Genomic DNA, 15,979 nt, shown 5'->3' on the forward strand with positions numbered 1-15,979 from the left:
CAAACTTTTATAAAGCATTTTATTGATGGAAACTGCGGCTTTCATCCAAAGGAAGCTCCGGCCCACAAGGCCAGGGGCAAACAGGTGCTTTATGGCGTTCACGACGCAAACCCGGGTCCCCGCTGCGGGGCATCCCTCCAAATCTCTGGCGGCCGACCCGCGCCGCTGGCTGGTGCTGGCCATCGTCTCGGTGGCGCTGCTGCTCATCGTCATCGACATGACGGTGCTCTACACGGCACTGCCGCGCCTCACGCATGATCTGGCAGCCACGGCCTCCGCCAAGCTGTGGATCGTCAATATCTATGCCCTGGTGGTTTCCGGCCTGCTGCTGGGCATGGGCACGCTGGGCGACAGGCTCGGCTACAAGCGGCTGTTCATGGCCGGGCTGTGCGTGTTCGGCCTGGCATCGCTGTGCGCGGCCTTTGCGCCCTCGCCCGCCCTGCTGATTGCGGCGCGCGCGCTGCTGGGCGTGGGCGCGGCCATGATGATGCCGGCCACGCTGTCCCTGATCCGCCTGAGCTTTGCCGATGAGCGCGAGCGCGCGCTGGCCATCGGCATCTGGGCCTCGGTGGCATCGGGCGGTGCGGCCTTCGGCCCCGTGGTAGGCGGGCTGCTGCTGGAGTATTTCTGGTGGGGCTCGGTGTTCCTGATCAACGTGCCCATCGTGCCGCTGGCCCTGCCCCTGGCCTGGTGGCTGATTCCCGCAGGCGGCGCCACCTCGCAGCGGCCCTGGGACTTTGTGGGCTCGCTGCAGGTCATGGCAGGCCTGGTGGCAAGCACCTACGCGATCAAGGAGGCTGGCAAGCAATCGCCCGACTGGGCCCTGGCCGCCGTGGTCCTGGTGCTGGGCCTGGGCTTTCTTGCCCTGTTCGTGCGGCGCCAGCGGCGCAGCAGCGACCCGCTGCTGGACTTCGCCCTGTTCCGCAACCCGGCCTTTGCCACGGCCGTGGCCTCGGCCCTGGTGGCAGCGGCAGCGCTGATCGGCATGGAACTGGTCTTCAGCCAGCGCCTGCAACTGGTGCAGGGCCTGTCTCCGCTGCAGGCGGGCCTGGCCGTGCTGCCGCTGCCGCTGGCCGCCTTTGTTGCCGGCCCCGTCGCAGGCCACTGGCTGCCGCGAGTGGGTGGGGCCCGCATGCTGCCGGCCTCCCTGTTGCTGTCGGGCCTGGGCATGGGCGGCTACCTGCTGGTCCATGACATGGGCTGGTGGCCGCAGGCGGGGGCGCTGGCCCTGCTGGGCCTGGGCATAGGCGCGGCCATGACCACGGCGTCGAGCACCATCATGCAAAGCGCTCCCGCAGACCGTGCAGGCATGGCGGCTTCGGTCGAGGAGGTGTCATACGAGCTGGGCGGCGCCCTGGGCGTGACGCTGATGGGCAGCCTGCTGTCGGCCGTTTACGCAGGCTCTTTGCGCCTGCCTGAGGGGCTGGGCCTGGCCCTGCCCGATTCCGTGCGCGACAGCCTGGACGAAGCCCTGCTGGCCGCCGAACAGCTGAGGCCTCAGGCCGCGCACCAGTTGACCGAAATGGCACGCACGGCCTTCGGCCAGGGTTTCAGCGCCGTGATCGCCGGCGCCACGCTGCTGCTGGTGTGCACGGCGCTGTGGACGGGGTGGCGGCTGCGCGGTCAGCGCCGCTGAACGGCGGCACCCCGGCCTCAGCCAGAAAGCCAAAAAGCCCCTTTCGGGGCTTTTTGGGCGCTGCGTGCACGTTGCGCGTGCACATTGCTGGCAGGTGCTTCGATCAGGCGAAGTTCTGCTCGGCAAACTTCCAGTTCACCAGCTTGTCGAGGAAGGTCTCGACGAACTTGGGACGCAGGTTGCGGTAGTCGATGTAGTAGGCGTGTTCCCAGACGTCCACGGTCAGCAGGGCCTTGTCTTGCGTGGTCAGGGGCGTGCCGGCGGCGCCGGTGTTGACGATGTCCACCGAACCGTCGGCCTTCTTCACCAGCCAGGTCCAGCCGGAGCCGAAGTTGCCCACGGCCGACTTCACGAAGGCTTCCTTGAAGGCGGCATAGCTGCCCCACTTCTTGTTGATGGCGTCAGCCAGGGCGCCGGTGGGCTCGCCGCCACCGTTGGGGGCCATGCAGTTCCAGAAGAAGGTGTGGTTCCAGATCTGGGCTGCGTTGTTGTAGATGCCGCCGGAAGACTTCTTGACGATCTCTTCCAGGGTCATGCTTTCGAATTCGGTGCCCTTTTGCAGATTGTTCAGGTTCACCACATAGGCGTTGTGGTGCTTGCCATGGTGGTACTCCAGCGTTTCCTGGCTGTAGTGGGGTGCCAGCGCGTCAATCGCATAGGGCAGAGGGGGCAAGGTATGTTCCATGGTGTTTCCTTCGTGGTTGAAATCTTTTAGGACGGGCCAGCACCTGTTGCGCAGAGCGCATGCAGCGCCTGCCGTGACCGTCGCGCGGGGCCTGCATTGCGCGCATTGCTGCGAGCCCTGGCCCTCACGCACCCGAACGGGCATTGTAGGAACAAGTTCGTGACCCTGCGGCGAAAGCGCGCTCCAAATCGGCCATCTTGGCCCGCTGCCGCGAGGGTGGATGTGAATTGACCGCAATCCGGCCAATCGGCCTACACGGATACCGCCTGCCGCCCGCCACTCCCTGCACGCCGAACGCTGCACACAGCGGGCCGCAGTTCAGAGCAGGCGCGGCTGCGTCACCACCAGGTCCAGGCTGCCGTCCGCCAGTTGCGCCTGCAGCGCCGTGCCCGGTGGCGCACGGCGCGCCTCGGTCACGGGATGGCCCTCGGTATCGGTGAGCAGGGCATAGCCGCGCTGCAGCACCAGGCGCGGGTCCAGCAGTTGCAGGCGAAGCTCCATGCGCGCCAGGTGGTCCGCGCGCCTGTCCAGGCCGCGGCGCATGCCCGCAGGCAGCTGCGCCTGCAGGCCCTGCCCCGCGTGGTCCATGCGCTGCAGCCTCAACTGCATGGCATGGCGCAGGCGCTGCGCCTGGCGGCTGAGCTGCAGCCGGCTGCGCGCCAGCTGTTCGCTGGGCCGGCCCAGGCGCTGCGACGCCAGGTCAAGGCGCTGCTGCTGGCGGTCCAGCAGCCGTTGCACCCCGTCCTCCAGCCGGCCCTGCATGAGCTGCAGCGCACCCAGCCAGACTTCGCGCGGCTGGCTCACCAACTCTGCCGCCGCCGTGGGCGTGGGCGCGCGCAGGTCGGCGCAGAAGTCGGCAATGGTGAAGTCGGTCTCGTGCCCCACGCCGCTGATCAGCGGCACCGGGCTTTGCACGATGGTGCGGGCCAGGCGCTCGTCATTGAAGGCCCAGAGGTCTTCGATGGAGCCGCCGCCGCGCACCAGCAAGATGGTGTCGATGTGCGGCGCGCCGGCCACCGATCCCGCGCCTTCCTGCGCCAGCCCATAAAGCCTTTGCAGCGCGTCGATCAGCGAGGCCGGTGCCTGCGCGCCCTGCACCAGGGCCGGCACCAGCACTACGGGGATGTGGGGCACGCGGCGGCGCAGCGCGGTGATCACGTCGTGCAGCGCGGCAGCCCCCGGCGAAGTCACCACGCCAATGCCGCGCGGCAGCGGCGGCAGGCTGCGCTTGCGCGCCGCATCGAAGAGGCCTTCGGCCTCCAGCTGCGCCTTCAGCCGCAGGAACTGCTCGAACAGTGCGCCCTGGCCTGCACGCTGCATGCTTTCGACGACCAGTTGCAGATCACCGCGCTGCTCGTAGACACCCAGCCGGCCCCGCAACTCGACCAGCTCGCCATCGCGCGGCGAAAAGTCCATGAGCTGGGCCGCGCGCCGGAACATGGCGCAGCGGATCTGCCCGCCGGCGTCCTTGATGCTGAAGTAGCAATGGCCGCTGGCCGCGCGCGAGAAGCCACTGATCTCGCCGCGCACCGCCACCGGATTGAAGCGCGCCTGCAAGGCATCGCTCACGGCGCGGCACAGCGCGCCGACTTCCCAGACCAGCGGCGCCGCTGCTGGATTCATTGCGCCAAATGCACCGCTCATGCGGGCTCCCGGTCAGCATGCAGTGCAACATTCTCCACAGGCCGGCAGATGCAGCCTTGAAGAGGCACTTTGGCGATGATTTGCACAAGCAATCTCAAGAATACCTCGCAAGCATTTGATTAATAAGAGATTTTTTACTGAAACAAAGAATTCACATTTGTCACAGTGGTCATTCGCCGTCGCCGCCGCATCTGCGCAGGCAGCTTGATAACAAAGTTATCCACAGAAAATTGTGCTATATGAGCAAGCCCAAGGCCGGAAACCGGGACACCGCCCGTTGCCTGGATGCTGCGCCCGGTCACAGTTTTAGGCCGATCGCGCAGCCGGGACGCCTGGACCGGCCACATGGCTGGGCCATAATCGTCGGCTGCAGTTAAACGCGGGGGGAAAACAACTTGCTGTCGATCATACAAGCCGCAGGCTGGCCGATCTGGCCACTGATTGCCTGCTCCATCCTGGCTCTGGCCCTGGTCTTTGAACGCTTCGTGGCGCTGAAAACAGCCCGTGTTGCGCCGCCTGCCCTGTTGGGCGAGGCGATTTCCGTGTCCTCGCGCGGCCTGCCCAGTCAGGAAGTCGTGCAGCAACTGGCACAGAACTCCACGCTGGGCGAGGTCCTGGCCAGCGGGCTGCGCGCACTGCAGGCCCATCCGGACAGCAGCGAGGAAGAGCTGCGCGCGTCCATGGAAGGCGCCGGCCGCGCCGCCGCCCACACGCTGGAAAAACACCTGAGCGCGCTGGCCACCATCGCCTCTGCCGCCCCTTTGCTGGGCCTGCTGGGCACGGTGATCGGCATGATCGAGATCTTCGGCTCGCAAGGCGGCGCATCGGCCACCGGCGGCAGCAACCCCGCCCAGCTGGCGGCCGGCATCTCCATCGCCCTGTACAACACGGCCTTCGGCCTGATCGTCGCCATTCCGGCCCTGATCTTCTGGCGCTACTTCCGCGCCCGCGTCGACGGCTACCTGCTGGGCATGGAGCTGGCTTCCGAACAGTTCGTGCGCCACCTCACCCGCGTCGGCGGCAAGTGAACCAGCACGCGAGAGACCTGACATGAACTTCCGTCCCCGCCGCCGTGACGAACCCGAGATCAACCTGATCCCGTTCATCGACGTGCTGCTGGTGGTGCTGATCTTTCTGATGCTGTCCACCACCTACAGCAAGTTCACCGAGCTGCAGCTGACCCTTCCGGTGGCCGACGTCGAGCAGCAGCGCGACCGGCCCCGCGAAATCATCGTCGCCATCGCAGCCGATGGCCGCTATGCCATCAACAAGACCGCCGTGGAAGACCGCAGCGTCACCGGCCTGACCCAGGCGCTGGCCGCAGCGGCCGTCGCCGGCAAGGACAGTGTGGTCATCATCAGCGCCGATGCCACTGCGCCGCACCAGTCCGTGGTATCGGTGATGGAAGCCTCGCGCCGCGCCGGACTGTCCCAGATCACCTTCGCCACGCAGACCTCGGCCAGCGCCGGGCGCTGAAGGCAAGCCGCCATGCCCCGGACTGGTCCTGCGCCCTCAGCCCGGGGGCTTCGCGCGGCCTGGCGCCGCCGCGGTCCGCTGGCCTGCGCGCTCCTTCCCCTGTCCCTGCTGTACCGCGCCCTGCTGGGCCTGCATCGGCTGCCTTATGCACTGGGCTTCAGGCGTGGGGGTCAGGCCGGCATTCCGGTCATCGTCGTCGGCAACGTGATTGCGGGCGGCGCCGGAAAGACCCCCGTCACGCTCGCCCTGGCCCGCCATCTGCGCGATGGCGGCTGGAGTCCCGGCATCGTCTCGCGCGGCTATGGTCGCAGCACGGACGACTGCCGCGAAGCCCGTCCTGACAGCGCCCCCGCCGACGTGGGTGACGAGCCCGCGCTGCTGGCGCGTGCCAGCGGCGTGCCGGTCTTCGTGGCTCGCAAGCGCATCGAGGCCGTCCAGGCCCTGCGCGCCCGCCACCCGCAGGTGGATGTGGTCATCAGCGACGACGGCCTGCAGCACCTGGCCCTGGCCCGCGACATCGAGCTGTGCGTCTTCAATGACGACGGCATCGGCAACGGCTGGCTGCTGCCGGCCGGCCCGCTGCGCGAGCCCTGGCCGCGCCCCGTCACCGCCGTGCTGCATGCAGGCGCAGCCCCCGACACCGACGCCCCCGCGTTTGCCATGCAGCGCCAGCTGTCCAGCGAAGCCGTCAATGCCCAAGGCGAGCGCATCGCACTGTCCTCCCTGCGTGCGCAGCCCGTGGAGGCCGTGGCGGCAGTGGCCCGGCCCGAAGGCTTTTTCTCCATGCTGACCCGCGAGCAAGGCCTGACGCTGGAGCATGTCCAGGCGCTTCCGGATCACTATAATTTTGAGAGCTTCCAGCGCCTGGGGCGCAACGAAGACCCGCTGGTCTGCACCGAAAAAGATGCCGTCAAGCTGTGGCGCACCCATCCCCAGGCCTGGGCGGTTGCGCTGCAATTGCAGCTGCCGGCGGATTTCTGGGCTCTGCTGGATGAGCGGCTGCAGGCACTGCGCCCCTGCCCCGCCTGACTATCATCTCCGTCTCGGCTGGCTGCCACGGCCCGCCCTTTCCCTTCAAAACACAGGATCCGCCATGGACGCCAAACTTCTCGAACTGCTGGTCTGCCCCGTCACCAAAGGCCCGCTGCGCTTTGACCGCGAGCACCAGGAACTGGTCTCGCGCAGCGCGCGCCTGGCCTACCCGGTGCGCGACGGCATTCCCGTGCTGCTGGAAACCGAGGCCCGCACGCTGGACGACGACGAGATCGAGGACTGATTTTTCCCATCACCTGCGCCGCCCCACGCCTTCGCCTCACTCCTGCACGCACCATGACCTCCGCGCCCTTCACGGTTCTGATTCCCGCCCGCCTGTCTTCCAGCCGCCTGCCGGGCAAGCCCCTGGCCGACATTGCAGGGCTTCCCATGGTCGTGCGCGTGGCACAGCGCGCCAGCCGCAGCGGCGCCGCGCGGTGCGTGGTCGCAGCCGATGACGAAAGCATCCTCGCCGCCTGTACCGCGCATGGCGTGGCGGCCGTGCTCACGCGCAACGACCATGCCAGCGGCAGCGACCGACTGGCCGAGGCCTGCGCGCTGCTGGGTCTCGATGGCGATGACATCGTGGTCAATGTCCAGGGCGACGAGCCGCTGATCGCCCCCGAACTCATCGACGCCGTGGCCGCCCTGCTGCCCCGGCAACCTTCGGCCAGCATGGGAACAGCGGCGCATGCCATTGACAGCCTTGCCGACTTCGTCAACCCGAACGTGGTCAAGGTCGTCTGCGATGCCCAGGGCATGGCCCACTATTTCAGCCGTGCGCCCATTCCCTTCGCGCGCGAGCATGCGGACCAGGCATGGTGGGAGACGGCATCGGCAGCGTTGGGCCACCCCGGCTTCGCACCGCTGCGCCACATCGGCATCTACAGCTATCGCGCCGGCTTCCTGCGCAGCTTCCCCCAGCTTTCCCAGGCACCCACCGAGGCACTGGAGGCCCTGGAGCAGTTGCGTGCGCTGTGGCACGGCCACCGCATCGCCGTCCATGTCACACTCCATGCACCCGGCCCTGGCGTGGACACGCGCGAGGATCTGGAGCGGATGCGCGCCCAGCTGTCCAACCCGCCGGCCTGAATCGGCCGGCCGCTGAAAACGCACAAATGGCGATGCCGGGCATCGCCATTTGCAGCAACACCGCCCATGCGGTTTTGTCGGACAGCAAAACGCAGGTTTTGGCGATTGCACAGGCGACAGTTTTGCCCTGTGCGTGTAAGCCAGTGTTGGCCCTGTGCGTGCTATCCTTGCCCGCGACAAAAATATGACGCATGGACTGTCCGCCCCGGTGGGCCGATCCGGCAGACAAGAATTTCTACTCTCCTCAAGGACTTCCATGAAACTGATTTTGTTGGGCGCACCCGGCGCCGGCAAAGGCACGCAAGCCGCTTTCATCTGCCAGAAGTACGGCATTCCCCAGATCTCCACCGGTGACATGCTGCGTGCCGCCGTCAAGGCCGGCACGCCCCTGGGCCAGCAGGCCAAGGCCGTGATGGACGCCGGCCAACTGGTCAGCGACGACCTGATCATCAATCTGGTCAAGGAGCGCATTGCCCAGCCCGATTGCGCCAACGGCTTCCTGTTCGACGGATTTCCCCGCACCATTCCCCAGGCCGACGCCATGAAGGCCGCCGGCGTGAAGCTGGACTACGTGCTCGAGATCGATGTGCCCTTCGATGCCATCATCGAGCGCATGAGCGGCCGCCGCTCCCACCCCGCTTCGGGCCGCACCTACCACGTCACGTTCAACCCGCCCAAGGTCGAAGGCCTGGACGACGTGACCGGCGAGCCGCTGGTGCAGCGCGAGGACGACAAGGAAGAAACGGTCAAGAAGCGCCTGGACGTCTACAGCAGCCAGACCCGCCCACTGGTGGACTACTACCGCGCCTGGGCCGAGAAGGAAGCCGCAGCAGCCCCCAAGTACCGCGCCATCAGCGGCCTGGGCTCGGTGGAAGACATCACCCAGCGCGCCCTGGCAGCACTGGCTGAATGACGCAGGCCATGCGCCAGACCCCAGAAAAGCACCCGCCGGGTGCTTTTTTGTTGCCCGCCTGCATCTGAAGCGCCGGCGACGCCCGGAGGATCAGTCGCGCGGCTGCGCGGCCAGCGCCAGCATCATGGCAATCCGCGCCTTGGCCACGGGCAGTTGGACCAGATCGGCCTCTGCGGGGTCCGTGCCAAGCCCCGAGGCAACGGGCAGGCCTTCGGCGCAGCGCGTGCCCCGCCAGATCCAGACGCCTTTGTCGCGCGCACGCAGCAAGGCTGCTTCCATGCTTTCGTGAACGGTCGCATTGCCCGTGCCGGCCACCACGATGCCGCGCACGCCTGCGGCCACCAGCGCATCCACGCCGCAGGCTCGCGCCAGGGCACTGCTGAACACCACCTCGACCCAGGGCAGCTCATCCAGCGCCAGCAGGTCAGACAGCGCGGGAGCGGAAATCACCATCCGCGCAACGGGGGCGACCGGCGTGACCGGCGCATCAGGCACCAGCCAGCGCACGCGTCCTTCCTCCACCACGGCCTGCGGGCCACCTTCCATGGAGCGCATGGCCTGCAGTCGGTAAGGGTGGACTTTTTGCACCTGGGCCGCCGCATGCACTTCGCCGCCGGCCACCACCCACACACCGCTGCGCCCGCCGCTGGCGGCCACGGTCACGGCATCGCGCAGATTCTGCGGTCCGTCGGCCAGCAGGGCCGTGGCCGGGCGCATGGCGCAAGTGAGCACTATGGGCTTGGCGGCAGGCAGCAGGCTGTGCAGCAGCCAGGCCGTCTCTTCCAGCGTGTCCGTTCCATGCGTGATCACCACGGCGCGTGTGTCCGCATCCTCCAGCGCCTGCGTGCAGGCACGCAGCAACGCGCGCCACACGGGCCAGTCCATATCCTTGCTGTCCACCTGCGCGATCTGCTGCGTCTGCACAGGCCCCAGCGCCTGCTGCTCCAGATCCGGCACGGCATCGAGCAGCGACTGCACCGTGATCTGTCCGGCCTTGTATCCCACTGCCTGCGACTGCGAATCCGCCCGGCCGGCGATGGTGCCGCCCGTGCCAAGAATCACCAACTTTGACTGCCCCACTTGCACCTCTTGGAAAACTGGTTAAAAATACAGATACTGTATAAATCATCAGATGACTTCTCTGCCTGCCATCTGAATTCAAGGACCGGACGCACGCCATGCTCGACCATCCCAAGCTCACCGCCCGCCAGCAACAGATCCTGGACCTGATCCAGGCCGCCATCTCCCGCACGGGCGCGCCCCCCACCCGCGCGGAAATCGCCAACACGCTGGGCTTCAAGTCCGCCAACGCAGCAGAGGAACATCTGCAGGCCCTGGCCCGCAAAGGCGTGATCGAACTGGTCAGCGGCACCTCCCGCGGCATTCGCCTGCGTACCGACACCGTGCGCAACATCAATGCCGCACGCGGCACCAGCTTCGGGCTGCCGCTGTCGGCCCTGGCGCCGCTGATGCTGCCGCTGGTGGGCCGCGTTGCGGCGGGCTCGCCCATTCTCGCCCAGGAACATATCGACCAGACCTATTCCGTCGAACCCAGCCTGTTCCAGGTCCGCCCGGACTATCTGCTGCGCGTGCGCGGCATGTCCATGCGCGACGCGGGCATCATGGACGGCGATCTGCTGGCCGTGCAGTCCGCGCATGAAGCCCGCAACGGGCAGATCGTCGTGGCACGCCTGGGAGATGAAGTCACCGTCAAGCGCCTGCGCCGCACCACGCAGGGCGTGGAGCTCCTGCCGGAAAACCCCGATTACCCGGTGATCCGCGTCGCTCCCGAAGAGGCCTTTGCCATTGAAGGCCTGGCCGTGGGGCTGATCCGCAACAGCATGTCCATGTAAGCCGGACGGGCAGCCCTGCACGGGTTGCCACACCCTATTTCATGCACCGCCCAGGTGGTAGGCGCGAAGCCTTGCAGCTTCGCCCTGGGCGGAGCTTTGCCCGCAAACCGCAATCCTGCCTGTGTCCATGCCTCTTTGAAATACGCCAACAGGAGTCGTCACATGGGATTCGCTCTGCCAACACTGTCTTCTCTGTCCTTCCTGCGCCTGGCACAGGGCATTCGCCTGCCCGCCGCCGCCATGGAGCCCGCCATGCGCACCATCCAGCCCGAATCGCCTGTGCAATCCGAGCAGGCGACCATCCTGTCCTTCAGCAAGGCACGCCGCCGCAGCCAGCAGCGGCGCAGCAAGTCAGCACGGCTGCCAGAACACAGGGATGCGCAGCTGCTGCTGCCCCTGCAACCCGAACTGCCCTCCCTTCCGGCAGATCAGGCCCTGCCTTCGGGTCTGCGCATCATCCAGCGCTCGCCGCAGGAGCAGCCCGAATGCCTGTTCATCTCGGGCCGCATGGCCGATGTCTGTGCCGCCCTCGAACGCATGGAAGCGCACGGCGCGCAGACACCGGCCTGAGGTCGCCCTGAGACCGACCCGTCCACCCGGTCTGCGAGAGCCCGGGCCTGTCTCTTGCCTTGCCCAGCGGCAGGGGCTGCGCATCAGGCCCTGACAGCCGCCGGTGCAGCACTCCCCTCGCTGCGCCGATTGCGCATGCACCACGCCTGCGCCGCGGCAACGCACAGAATGCACAGCACGACGCTCAACGAAAAACGCAGTCCGCGCGCATCGGACAGCATGCCGAACAACGGCGCCACCATGCCGCCTATCGACATGGCCAGCCCCAGGGTCAGCCCGCTGGCCGTGGCCTGGTTGCGCGGCAGATAGTCCTGGGCCAGCGTGACCTGGGCGGCAAACGGAAGAAACATGCACACGCCCAGGGCCATGGTGCAGGCCAACGCCATCCATGGCGTGGAGGCCAGGGCCAGGGCCGCCAGAGCAGGCAATGCCAACAGGTAGCCGGCGCGGATGGCCTGCATGCGCCCCCGGCGATCTGCAAGCGTGCCCCCCAGCAAAGTGCCCACCGCCGCAGCGGCTGTGAATGAGGTCAGCGTGGCCGCTCCCATGAAGTCCGAGCCGCCCAGCTCGCGCGTCACGAACATGGGCAGGGTGGACAGCACCGTCACATAGGGAATCGACCAGCAGACGATGACCCCGCACAGCAGGAAGAAGGCGCGCCAGTGGTTGGCGGGCAATTCGCCCTGCGCCACGGCCGGGCGCCGGGTGGCGCAATGGTCCTTGGCTCCATCCCGCCAGGTACAGGCATACCAGAGCACCAGCATGGCCGCTGCAGGCAGGGCCAGCATCCAGCTGCGGTGCAAGGCGCCTGCGCCCACCACGGCCGCAGCCAGCATGGGAGCGAACGATGCCCCCGCCGTTCCGCCCACCGAAAATACGCTCATCGCCTTCTGCGAGCTGCCGCCCGCCATGCGGGCCGCCACCGTTGCGGACGGATGGTAGGCCGCGATCCCCAGGCCGCACAGCACGGCAGCCAACCAGCTGACCCAGTAGTCCGGGCTCATGCCCACCAGGGCCAGGCCCAGGGCGGCCACCACAAAGCCGGCCGGCACCATCCAGGGCCGTGGCGACCGGTCGGCATACAGGCCGAACAGCGGCTGGACCATGCTCGACAGGCCCGTGGCCGCCAGCATCAGGCCGCTGGCTTCCGTATAGCTGTAGCCGCGCTCCAGCACCATGAAGGGCAACAGCGCAGGAACCAGTCCCTGGTAGAGGTCGTTGATGGCATGCGTGCCCGTAAGCAGCCCCAGACGTGCGCGGTTCATGCCCTGCCTCCTGTCACGTCCGTCATTCTCGAAAGGGAAATCATCTCCATACCTGCCACTTTCCTGCGGATTGAAAGTGGGTCATCGTAGGAAGTGCATGATCTGCATTCCTGCTACGAAGCAACAACAATCGTCGAGAAAATGACAACCCGGCAAAGTGGCCCACTTTCCCATGCCCGCACCCGCGCCTGCCTGGATGACGTGCCTGCGGCCGCTCCATTGCCCCCGCACGGCGAGCACACGGCCCGCCCGGTCGTGGCCTTTGCCACAGACATGGCGGCCGGCGCTGCCATCGCACCGCATGCCCACCGCCGCGGCCAGCTGCTACATGCCACCGAGGGAGTGATGCTGATCCGCGCGGATTCGGGCAGTTGGGTCGTCCCCCCGGGATGCGCCGTCTGGGTTCCACCACAGGCCCTGCACGCCATCCACATGGCCGCCGGCCCCGTGGCCATGCGCACCGTGTTCGTGGAGCCGGGGCTGCGGCCCGGCCTGTGGCAAGACTGCCGAGTGATGCAGGTCACGCCCCTGCTGCGCGAACTCGTGCTGGAGGCCATCGAGCTGCCCATGGACTACCCGCTGGGCGGCAGGGAGGAGCGTGTCATGCAGTTGATCCTCGACGAAATGGAGCGCGCCCGCGCCCTGTCCTTGCACGTGCCCATGCCCCGGCATGGCGCCCTGGCCGCCTGCTGCCGCAGCTTTGTGGACGACCCATCGCAGGACGCCGGCCTGGCCAGTTGGGCACAGCGGCTGCACATGCATCCCCGCACGCTGGCACGCCTGTTCCTGCGCGAGACCGGCATGAACTTCGGCGCATGGTGCCGCCAGGCCCGTCTTCTGCTCAGCCTGCCCCGGCTGGCCGCTGGCGCCTCGGTCCTGGAAGTGGCGCTCTCCCATGGATACGACAGTCCCAGCGCCTTCGCCGCCGTCTTCCGGCGCAGCTTTGGCGCTCCGCCCAGCGCCTACCAGCGCAATCGCCCGGCGCAGGGCCGGCGTGGAAGTTCCGCCAGCATCTCCCTGTAGCGCACATGCAACAGAAAGATACCCAGTCCTCAGGAGTAAAGCCCGCGTGAAAGATAATTGATAAGCATTCTTATTATCTTTTGCAACCGAAACCGACACGTTGCCCACCTCGGCTTCTACGCCCGGCCTCCCCGCTTCTTTCGCACAAGCCCTCTCCGTGCACAGCCTCTACCAGAATCACCATCCCTGGCTGGAAAGCCTGCTGCGCAAGCGCCTGGGCAACCGTGACGATGCGGCCGACCTGGCCCAGGACACCTTCGTGCGCCTGCTGCGCTCGCCAGTGCCGCAGCAGGACATCCGCGAGCCCAGGCGCTACCTGGCCACCATCGCCCGCGGCCTGGTCACCGACCTGTTTCGCCGCCGCACGCTGGAGCAGTCCTATCTGGACTATCTTGCCCAGCTGCCGCAGTCGCTGGCGCCTTCGCCCGAGGAGCAGGCCATCGTCCAGCAGACCCTGCTCGACGTGGACCGCATGCTCCAGGGCCTTGCACCCAAGGTGCGCGAAGCCTTCGTCCTGTCCCATTTCGAGGAACTGAGCTACCCCGAGATCGCCGAGCGTTTGGGCGTGTCGCTGCGCACCGTCAGCAACTACCTGACCCGGGCGATGGAGCATTGCTGCCTGGTCCTGGCATAGCCACATGGGCGAGGGAACTTTGGAAAGCAACGACCGACGGGCCTTGCATGAGGCCGCTGCCTGGCATGTGAAACTGCGCGGCACCGCGGTGACGCCAAGCCTGCAGCAGGCATGGACGGACTGGCACGAGGCCGACCCCGCCCACCAGCGCGCCTGGCTGCGCGTGCAATCCGTCACCGCACAGCTGTCGCATCTGCCCGCACCCTTGGCGCGCCAGGCGCTGGGCCGCCGCTCCGACCCCAATCGCCGTTCTGCGGTGCGTGCTGTGGCCCTTGGCCTGGGCAGCGGTGCCACGGCCTGGCTCGCCTGGAAAGGCGCGCCGCTCGAGCACTGGCAGGCCGCTCATCGCACCGCCACTGGCGAGCGCCGCGACCTGACGCTGCCCGACGGCTCCCTGGTGGCCCTGGATACAGCCACCTCCGTGGACGTGGCTTTCGACGACCGCCAGCGCCTGCTGCGCCTTTACCGCGGCCGCATCCTCGTCGCCACCGGGCCAGACGCACTGGGCCGCCCCTTCAGTGTGCAAACCCCGCAAGGCCATGTACTGGCCCTGGGAACGCGCTTCACGGTCCATGTCGCGGACGACGGCCTGTGCCATGTCAACGTGCAGGAAAAGACCGTGCGCCTGCAGCCCCTGGACAGCGAAGCCACCCCCACCGAGCTGCAGGCCGGGCAACACGCCGCCTTCTCGGCCAGCGCCGCCCAGCCACCCGCGTCTGCCGATCCCTTTGCCGCCAGCTGGCACGAAGGCGGACTGATCGCGCTGGACATGCCGCTGGGCCAGCTGATCGACGCCCTCGCCCGCTACCGGCCCGGCTACCTGGGCTGCACGCCCGAGGTGGCAGGCCTGCGTGTCTCGGGCGCCTTTCCCGTGGACGACACCGATCGCGCCCTGGCCGCGCTCGTCAGCCGCTTCCCCTTGCAGTTGAGCACCCGTACACGCTATTGGGTGCAAGTGCAGGCACGGTCTGGCGGGGATTGAGTAGGCGATCGAGGAGGCGTTCCAGTGGGCGAGCCGGCGGCCGCACGGCCTTTGCGGTCAGGCCCGCACATACGGGTGATGCACCACGTCGAAGCCCTCCTGTGCGCAAGGCGCGACAAAGTAGCTGGTGATCAGGTCGAATTGCTCATCGCTGGCCTGAAAGGGATGATCCCCCGCCGCATTGCGCGCACGCAGGCGCTGCTTGCAGACCTCATCGGGCACATCCAGGAAATGCAGGCGGTGGGAGGCTCCCACCCTCTCGAACACGCTGCGCGCCCAACCTCTGCCTTCCAGCGTGTTGGCAGGAAAGTCCAGCACCACTGAAACGCCGGCATCCAGCAGCGCCTGCACATGTGCCCCCATCAATCCCTTGAGCCGCGCGCTGCAGCGCACATAGTCGGCCACCGACTGCATCTCGCCAGGATACAAACCGGCCAGCCAGGAATCCTCGCTGACCAGCACCGTGCCGGGCTGCGCCGCCAGTTGCCGTGCCAGCGTCGACTTGCCCGAGCCGATCTTGCCGCAGACCATGTGCAGCGTGGCCGGCCGCGCAGCGCGGGAATCGGCCTGGGCGTCGTCCGCATGGCGGGACGGTTCGAAAACCTGCATATCCATCTCCTGAAAGGCTTGTGAAAACCCTGGAGGCGGAATGAAAAAACCCGCCTCCTCTGGGCGGGTTGCATGGCGCCGAAGGCCGCTGGCTAACCCACCATCCAATGGATGGTGCGAATAATCTGCGTTGCGTTCAGGCGGGCCATGGCGCACAGCATAGCGCAATCAGGGCGCCTCAATGGGCCACCATCCGAACCAGCCCCAGCCCCGCAAACAGCGCGGCAACGCCCAGCACCAGCGAACCCAGCGCATACAGCACGGAAGCGAGCCAGTCGCCGCGCTCGTACAGCATGCCGATCTCCAGTGCGTAGGTCGAAAACGTGGTGAAGCCGCCCAGAATGCCCGTGGTGATGAACAGCCTCGCACTCTGCGGCAGCGAAGTCTTGAGCGCAAACCACTCCACCACCACCCCCATCACGAAAGCGCCCAGCACATTGATCGCCAAGGTGCCCAGCGGATAGGCACTGCCCACCAGCCGCAGTGCAAGCAGGTTCGAGCCATGCCGTAGCGCGGAGCCGAGGCCGCCGCCCACGAACACCAAAATGAAACCATAGATACCCAT

At 67.2% G+C, this 15,979-nt stretch carries 18 protein-coding genes; 12 read left to right on the forward strand and 6 right to left on the reverse strand.

All coding sequences use genetic code 11. The annotated features are described in order from the left end of the window. Positions 1 to 91: 91 nt before the first annotated feature. Positions 92 to 1,636: an MFS transporter gene (locus U6958_RS17725; protein WP_074922337.1), complete on the forward strand. Its 1,545-nt coding sequence runs from the start codon at positions 92 to 94 to the stop codon at positions 1,634 to 1,636. 103 nt (positions 1,637 to 1,739) lie between these two features. On the opposite strand, the gene U6958_RS17730 is transcribed toward U6958_RS17725, so the two are convergent. Together U6958_RS17730 and xseA are read right to left on the reverse strand one after the other, a co-directional pair. Continuing rightward, positions 1,740 to 2,321 carry a superoxide dismutase gene (locus tag U6958_RS17730; protein ID WP_016445904.1) on the reverse strand — a complete coding sequence of 194 codons (582 nt, stop codon included), beginning with the start codon at positions 2,319 to 2,321 and terminating at the stop codon, positions 1,740 to 1,742. 318 nt (positions 2,322 to 2,639) lie between these two features. Further along, positions 2,640 to 3,965: an exodeoxyribonuclease VII large subunit gene (gene xseA, locus U6958_RS17735; RefSeq protein ID WP_074922340.1), complete on the reverse strand. Its 1,326-nt coding sequence runs from the start codon at positions 3,963 to 3,965 to the stop codon at positions 2,640 to 2,642. A gap of 395 nt (positions 3,966 to 4,360) precedes the next feature. Here xseA and U6958_RS17740 point away from each other — a divergent pair, with 395 nt between their 5' ends. The 6 genes from U6958_RS17740 (at position 4,361) to adk (ending at position 8,478) form a co-directional block, all read left to right on the forward strand. After that, positions 4,361 to 4,993, forward strand: a complete 633-nt coding sequence (locus tag U6958_RS17740; protein ID WP_016445902.1) for a MotA/TolQ/ExbB proton channel family protein — start codon at positions 4,361 to 4,363, stop codon at positions 4,991 to 4,993. Between the two features lie 22 nt (positions 4,994 to 5,015). Next, positions 5,016 to 5,441 carry a biopolymer transporter ExbD gene (locus U6958_RS17745; RefSeq protein WP_012205405.1) on the forward strand — a complete coding sequence of 142 codons (426 nt, stop codon included), beginning with the start codon at positions 5,016 to 5,018 and terminating at the stop codon, positions 5,439 to 5,441. 12 nt (positions 5,442 to 5,453) lie between these two features. Further along, a complete protein-coding gene (gene lpxK / locus U6958_RS17750) occupies positions 5,454 to 6,470 on the forward strand; it encodes a tetraacyldisaccharide 4'-kinase (RefSeq protein WP_074922342.1) in 1,017 nt (338 codons plus the stop codon). Between the two features lie 64 nt (positions 6,471 to 6,534). Beyond that, the gene (locus U6958_RS17755) at positions 6,535 to 6,717 is read left to right on the forward strand and encodes a Trm112 family protein (protein WP_016445900.1); all 183 of its coding nucleotides are present in this window, start codon (positions 6,535 to 6,537) and stop codon (positions 6,715 to 6,717) included. 53 nt (positions 6,718 to 6,770) lie between these two features. Continuing rightward, positions 6,771 to 7,565: a 3-deoxy-manno-octulosonate cytidylyltransferase gene (kdsB, locus tag U6958_RS17760; RefSeq protein WP_074922345.1), complete on the forward strand. Its 795-nt coding sequence runs from the start codon at positions 6,771 to 6,773 to the stop codon at positions 7,563 to 7,565. A 256-nt stretch (positions 7,566 to 7,821) separates the two neighbouring features. Continuing rightward, complete coding sequence (gene adk / locus U6958_RS17765) at positions 7,822 to 8,478, forward strand: adenylate kinase (protein WP_016445898.1); 657 nt, start codon at positions 7,822 to 7,824, stop codon at positions 8,476 to 8,478. 90 nt (positions 8,479 to 8,568) lie between these two features. Here adk and U6958_RS17770 read toward each other — a convergent pair whose 3' ends face one another. Then, entirely contained in the window at positions 8,569 to 9,558 is a 990-nt protein-coding gene (locus U6958_RS17770; protein WP_074922348.1) for an asparaginase, read from the reverse strand. Between the two features lie 98 nt (positions 9,559 to 9,656). On the opposite strand from U6958_RS17770, the gene lexA reads away from it, so the two are divergent. Further along, positions 9,657 to 10,331, forward strand: coding sequence for a transcriptional repressor LexA (gene lexA / locus U6958_RS17775; RefSeq protein WP_016445896.1), 675 nt, complete (start codon positions 9,657 to 9,659; stop codon positions 10,329 to 10,331). Between the two features lie 162 nt (positions 10,332 to 10,493). Continuing rightward, a complete protein-coding gene (locus tag U6958_RS17780) occupies positions 10,494 to 10,901 on the forward strand; it encodes a hypothetical protein (protein WP_016445895.1) in 408 nt (135 codons plus the stop codon). An 83-nt stretch (positions 10,902 to 10,984) separates the two neighbouring features. On the opposite strand, the gene U6958_RS17785 is transcribed toward U6958_RS17780, so the two are convergent. Next, positions 10,985 to 12,166, reverse strand: coding sequence for an MFS transporter (locus U6958_RS17785; RefSeq protein ID WP_047472433.1), 1,182 nt, complete (start codon positions 12,164 to 12,166; stop codon positions 10,985 to 10,987). A 141-nt stretch (positions 12,167 to 12,307) separates the two neighbouring features. Between U6958_RS17785 and U6958_RS17790 the strand changes: the two genes are divergently transcribed. The 3 genes from U6958_RS17790 to U6958_RS17800 all read left to right on the forward strand — a co-directional run bounded on the left by U6958_RS17790 (position 12,308) and on the right by U6958_RS17800 (position 14,805). Next, complete coding sequence (locus U6958_RS17790) at positions 12,308 to 13,189, forward strand: helix-turn-helix domain-containing protein (RefSeq protein WP_074922350.1); 882 nt, start codon at positions 12,308 to 12,310, stop codon at positions 13,187 to 13,189. Positions 13,190 to 13,346: 157 nt separating this feature from the next. Continuing rightward, positions 13,347 to 13,823, forward strand: a complete 477-nt coding sequence (locus tag U6958_RS17795; RefSeq protein ID WP_017405010.1) for a sigma-70 family RNA polymerase sigma factor — start codon at positions 13,347 to 13,349, stop codon at positions 13,821 to 13,823. 4 nt (positions 13,824 to 13,827) lie between these two features. Beyond that, positions 13,828 to 14,805, forward strand: a complete 978-nt coding sequence (locus U6958_RS17800; protein WP_074922353.1) for a FecR domain-containing protein — start codon at positions 13,828 to 13,830, stop codon at positions 14,803 to 14,805. Between the two features lie 57 nt (positions 14,806 to 14,862). On the opposite strand, the gene U6958_RS17805 is transcribed toward U6958_RS17800, so the two are convergent. Further along, positions 14,863 to 15,414: an ATP-binding protein gene (locus U6958_RS17805; protein WP_046239633.1), complete on the reverse strand. Its 552-nt coding sequence runs from the start codon at positions 15,412 to 15,414 to the stop codon at positions 14,863 to 14,865. 178 nt (positions 15,415 to 15,592) lie between these two features. Beyond that, entirely contained in the window at positions 15,593 to 15,979 is a 387-nt protein-coding gene (crcB, locus tag U6958_RS17810; RefSeq protein WP_016445889.1) for a fluoride efflux transporter CrcB, read from the reverse strand.

The organism is Delftia lacustris (assembly GCF_040267515.1).
In the GTDB taxonomy this organism is placed as follows: Bacteria; Pseudomonadota; Gammaproteobacteria; order Burkholderiales; family Burkholderiaceae_C; genus Comamonas; species Comamonas tsuruhatensis.

What these genes read in the sequence shown, in the direction of transcription:
- U6958_RS17755 (WP_016445900.1), top strand. Translation starts at nt 6,535, where the DNA reads ATGGACGCCAAACTTCTCGAACTGCTGGTCTGCCCCGTCACCAAAGGC.
- U6958_RS17725 (WP_074922337.1), top strand. Translation starts at nt 92, where the DNA reads ATGGCGTTCACGACGCAAACCCGGGTCCCCGCTGCGGGGCATCCCTCC.
- U6958_RS17780 (WP_016445895.1), top strand. Translation starts at nt 10,494, where the DNA reads ATGGGATTCGCTCTGCCAACACTGTCTTCTCTGTCCTTCCTGCGCCTG.
- U6958_RS17785 (WP_047472433.1), bottom strand. Translation starts at nt 12,166, where the DNA reads ATGAACCGCGCACGTCTGGGGCTGCTTACGGGCACGCATGCCATCAAC.
- U6958_RS17730 (WP_016445904.1), bottom strand. Translation starts at nt 2,321, where the DNA reads ATGGAACATACCTTGCCCCCTCTGCCCTATGCGATTGACGCGCTGGCA.
- lexA (WP_016445896.1), top strand. Translation starts at nt 9,657, where the DNA reads ATGCTCGACCATCCCAAGCTCACCGCCCGCCAGCAACAGATCCTGGAC.
- lpxK (WP_074922342.1), top strand. Translation starts at nt 5,454, where the DNA reads ATGCCCCGGACTGGTCCTGCGCCCTCAGCCCGGGGGCTTCGCGCGGCC.
- kdsB (WP_074922345.1), top strand. Translation starts at nt 6,771, where the DNA reads ATGACCTCCGCGCCCTTCACGGTTCTGATTCCCGCCCGCCTGTCTTCC.
- U6958_RS17800 (WP_074922353.1), top strand. Translation starts at nt 13,828, where the DNA reads ATGGGCGAGGGAACTTTGGAAAGCAACGACCGACGGGCCTTGCATGAG.
- U6958_RS17805 (WP_046239633.1), bottom strand. Translation starts at nt 15,414, where the DNA reads ATGCAGGTTTTCGAACCGTCCCGCCATGCGGACGACGCCCAGGCCGAT.
- U6958_RS17790 (WP_074922350.1), top strand. Translation starts at nt 12,308, where the DNA reads ATGACAACCCGGCAAAGTGGCCCACTTTCCCATGCCCGCACCCGCGCC.
- U6958_RS17745 (WP_012205405.1), top strand. Translation starts at nt 5,016, where the DNA reads ATGAACTTCCGTCCCCGCCGCCGTGACGAACCCGAGATCAACCTGATC.
- crcB (WP_016445889.1), bottom strand. Translation starts at nt 15,979, where the DNA reads ATGGGTATCTATGGTTTCATTTTGGTGTTCGTGGGCGGCGGCCTCGGC.
- xseA (WP_074922340.1), bottom strand. Translation starts at nt 3,965, where the DNA reads ATGAGCGGTGCATTTGGCGCAATGAATCCAGCAGCGGCGCCGCTGGTC.
- adk (WP_016445898.1), top strand. Translation starts at nt 7,822, where the DNA reads ATGAAACTGATTTTGTTGGGCGCACCCGGCGCCGGCAAAGGCACGCAA.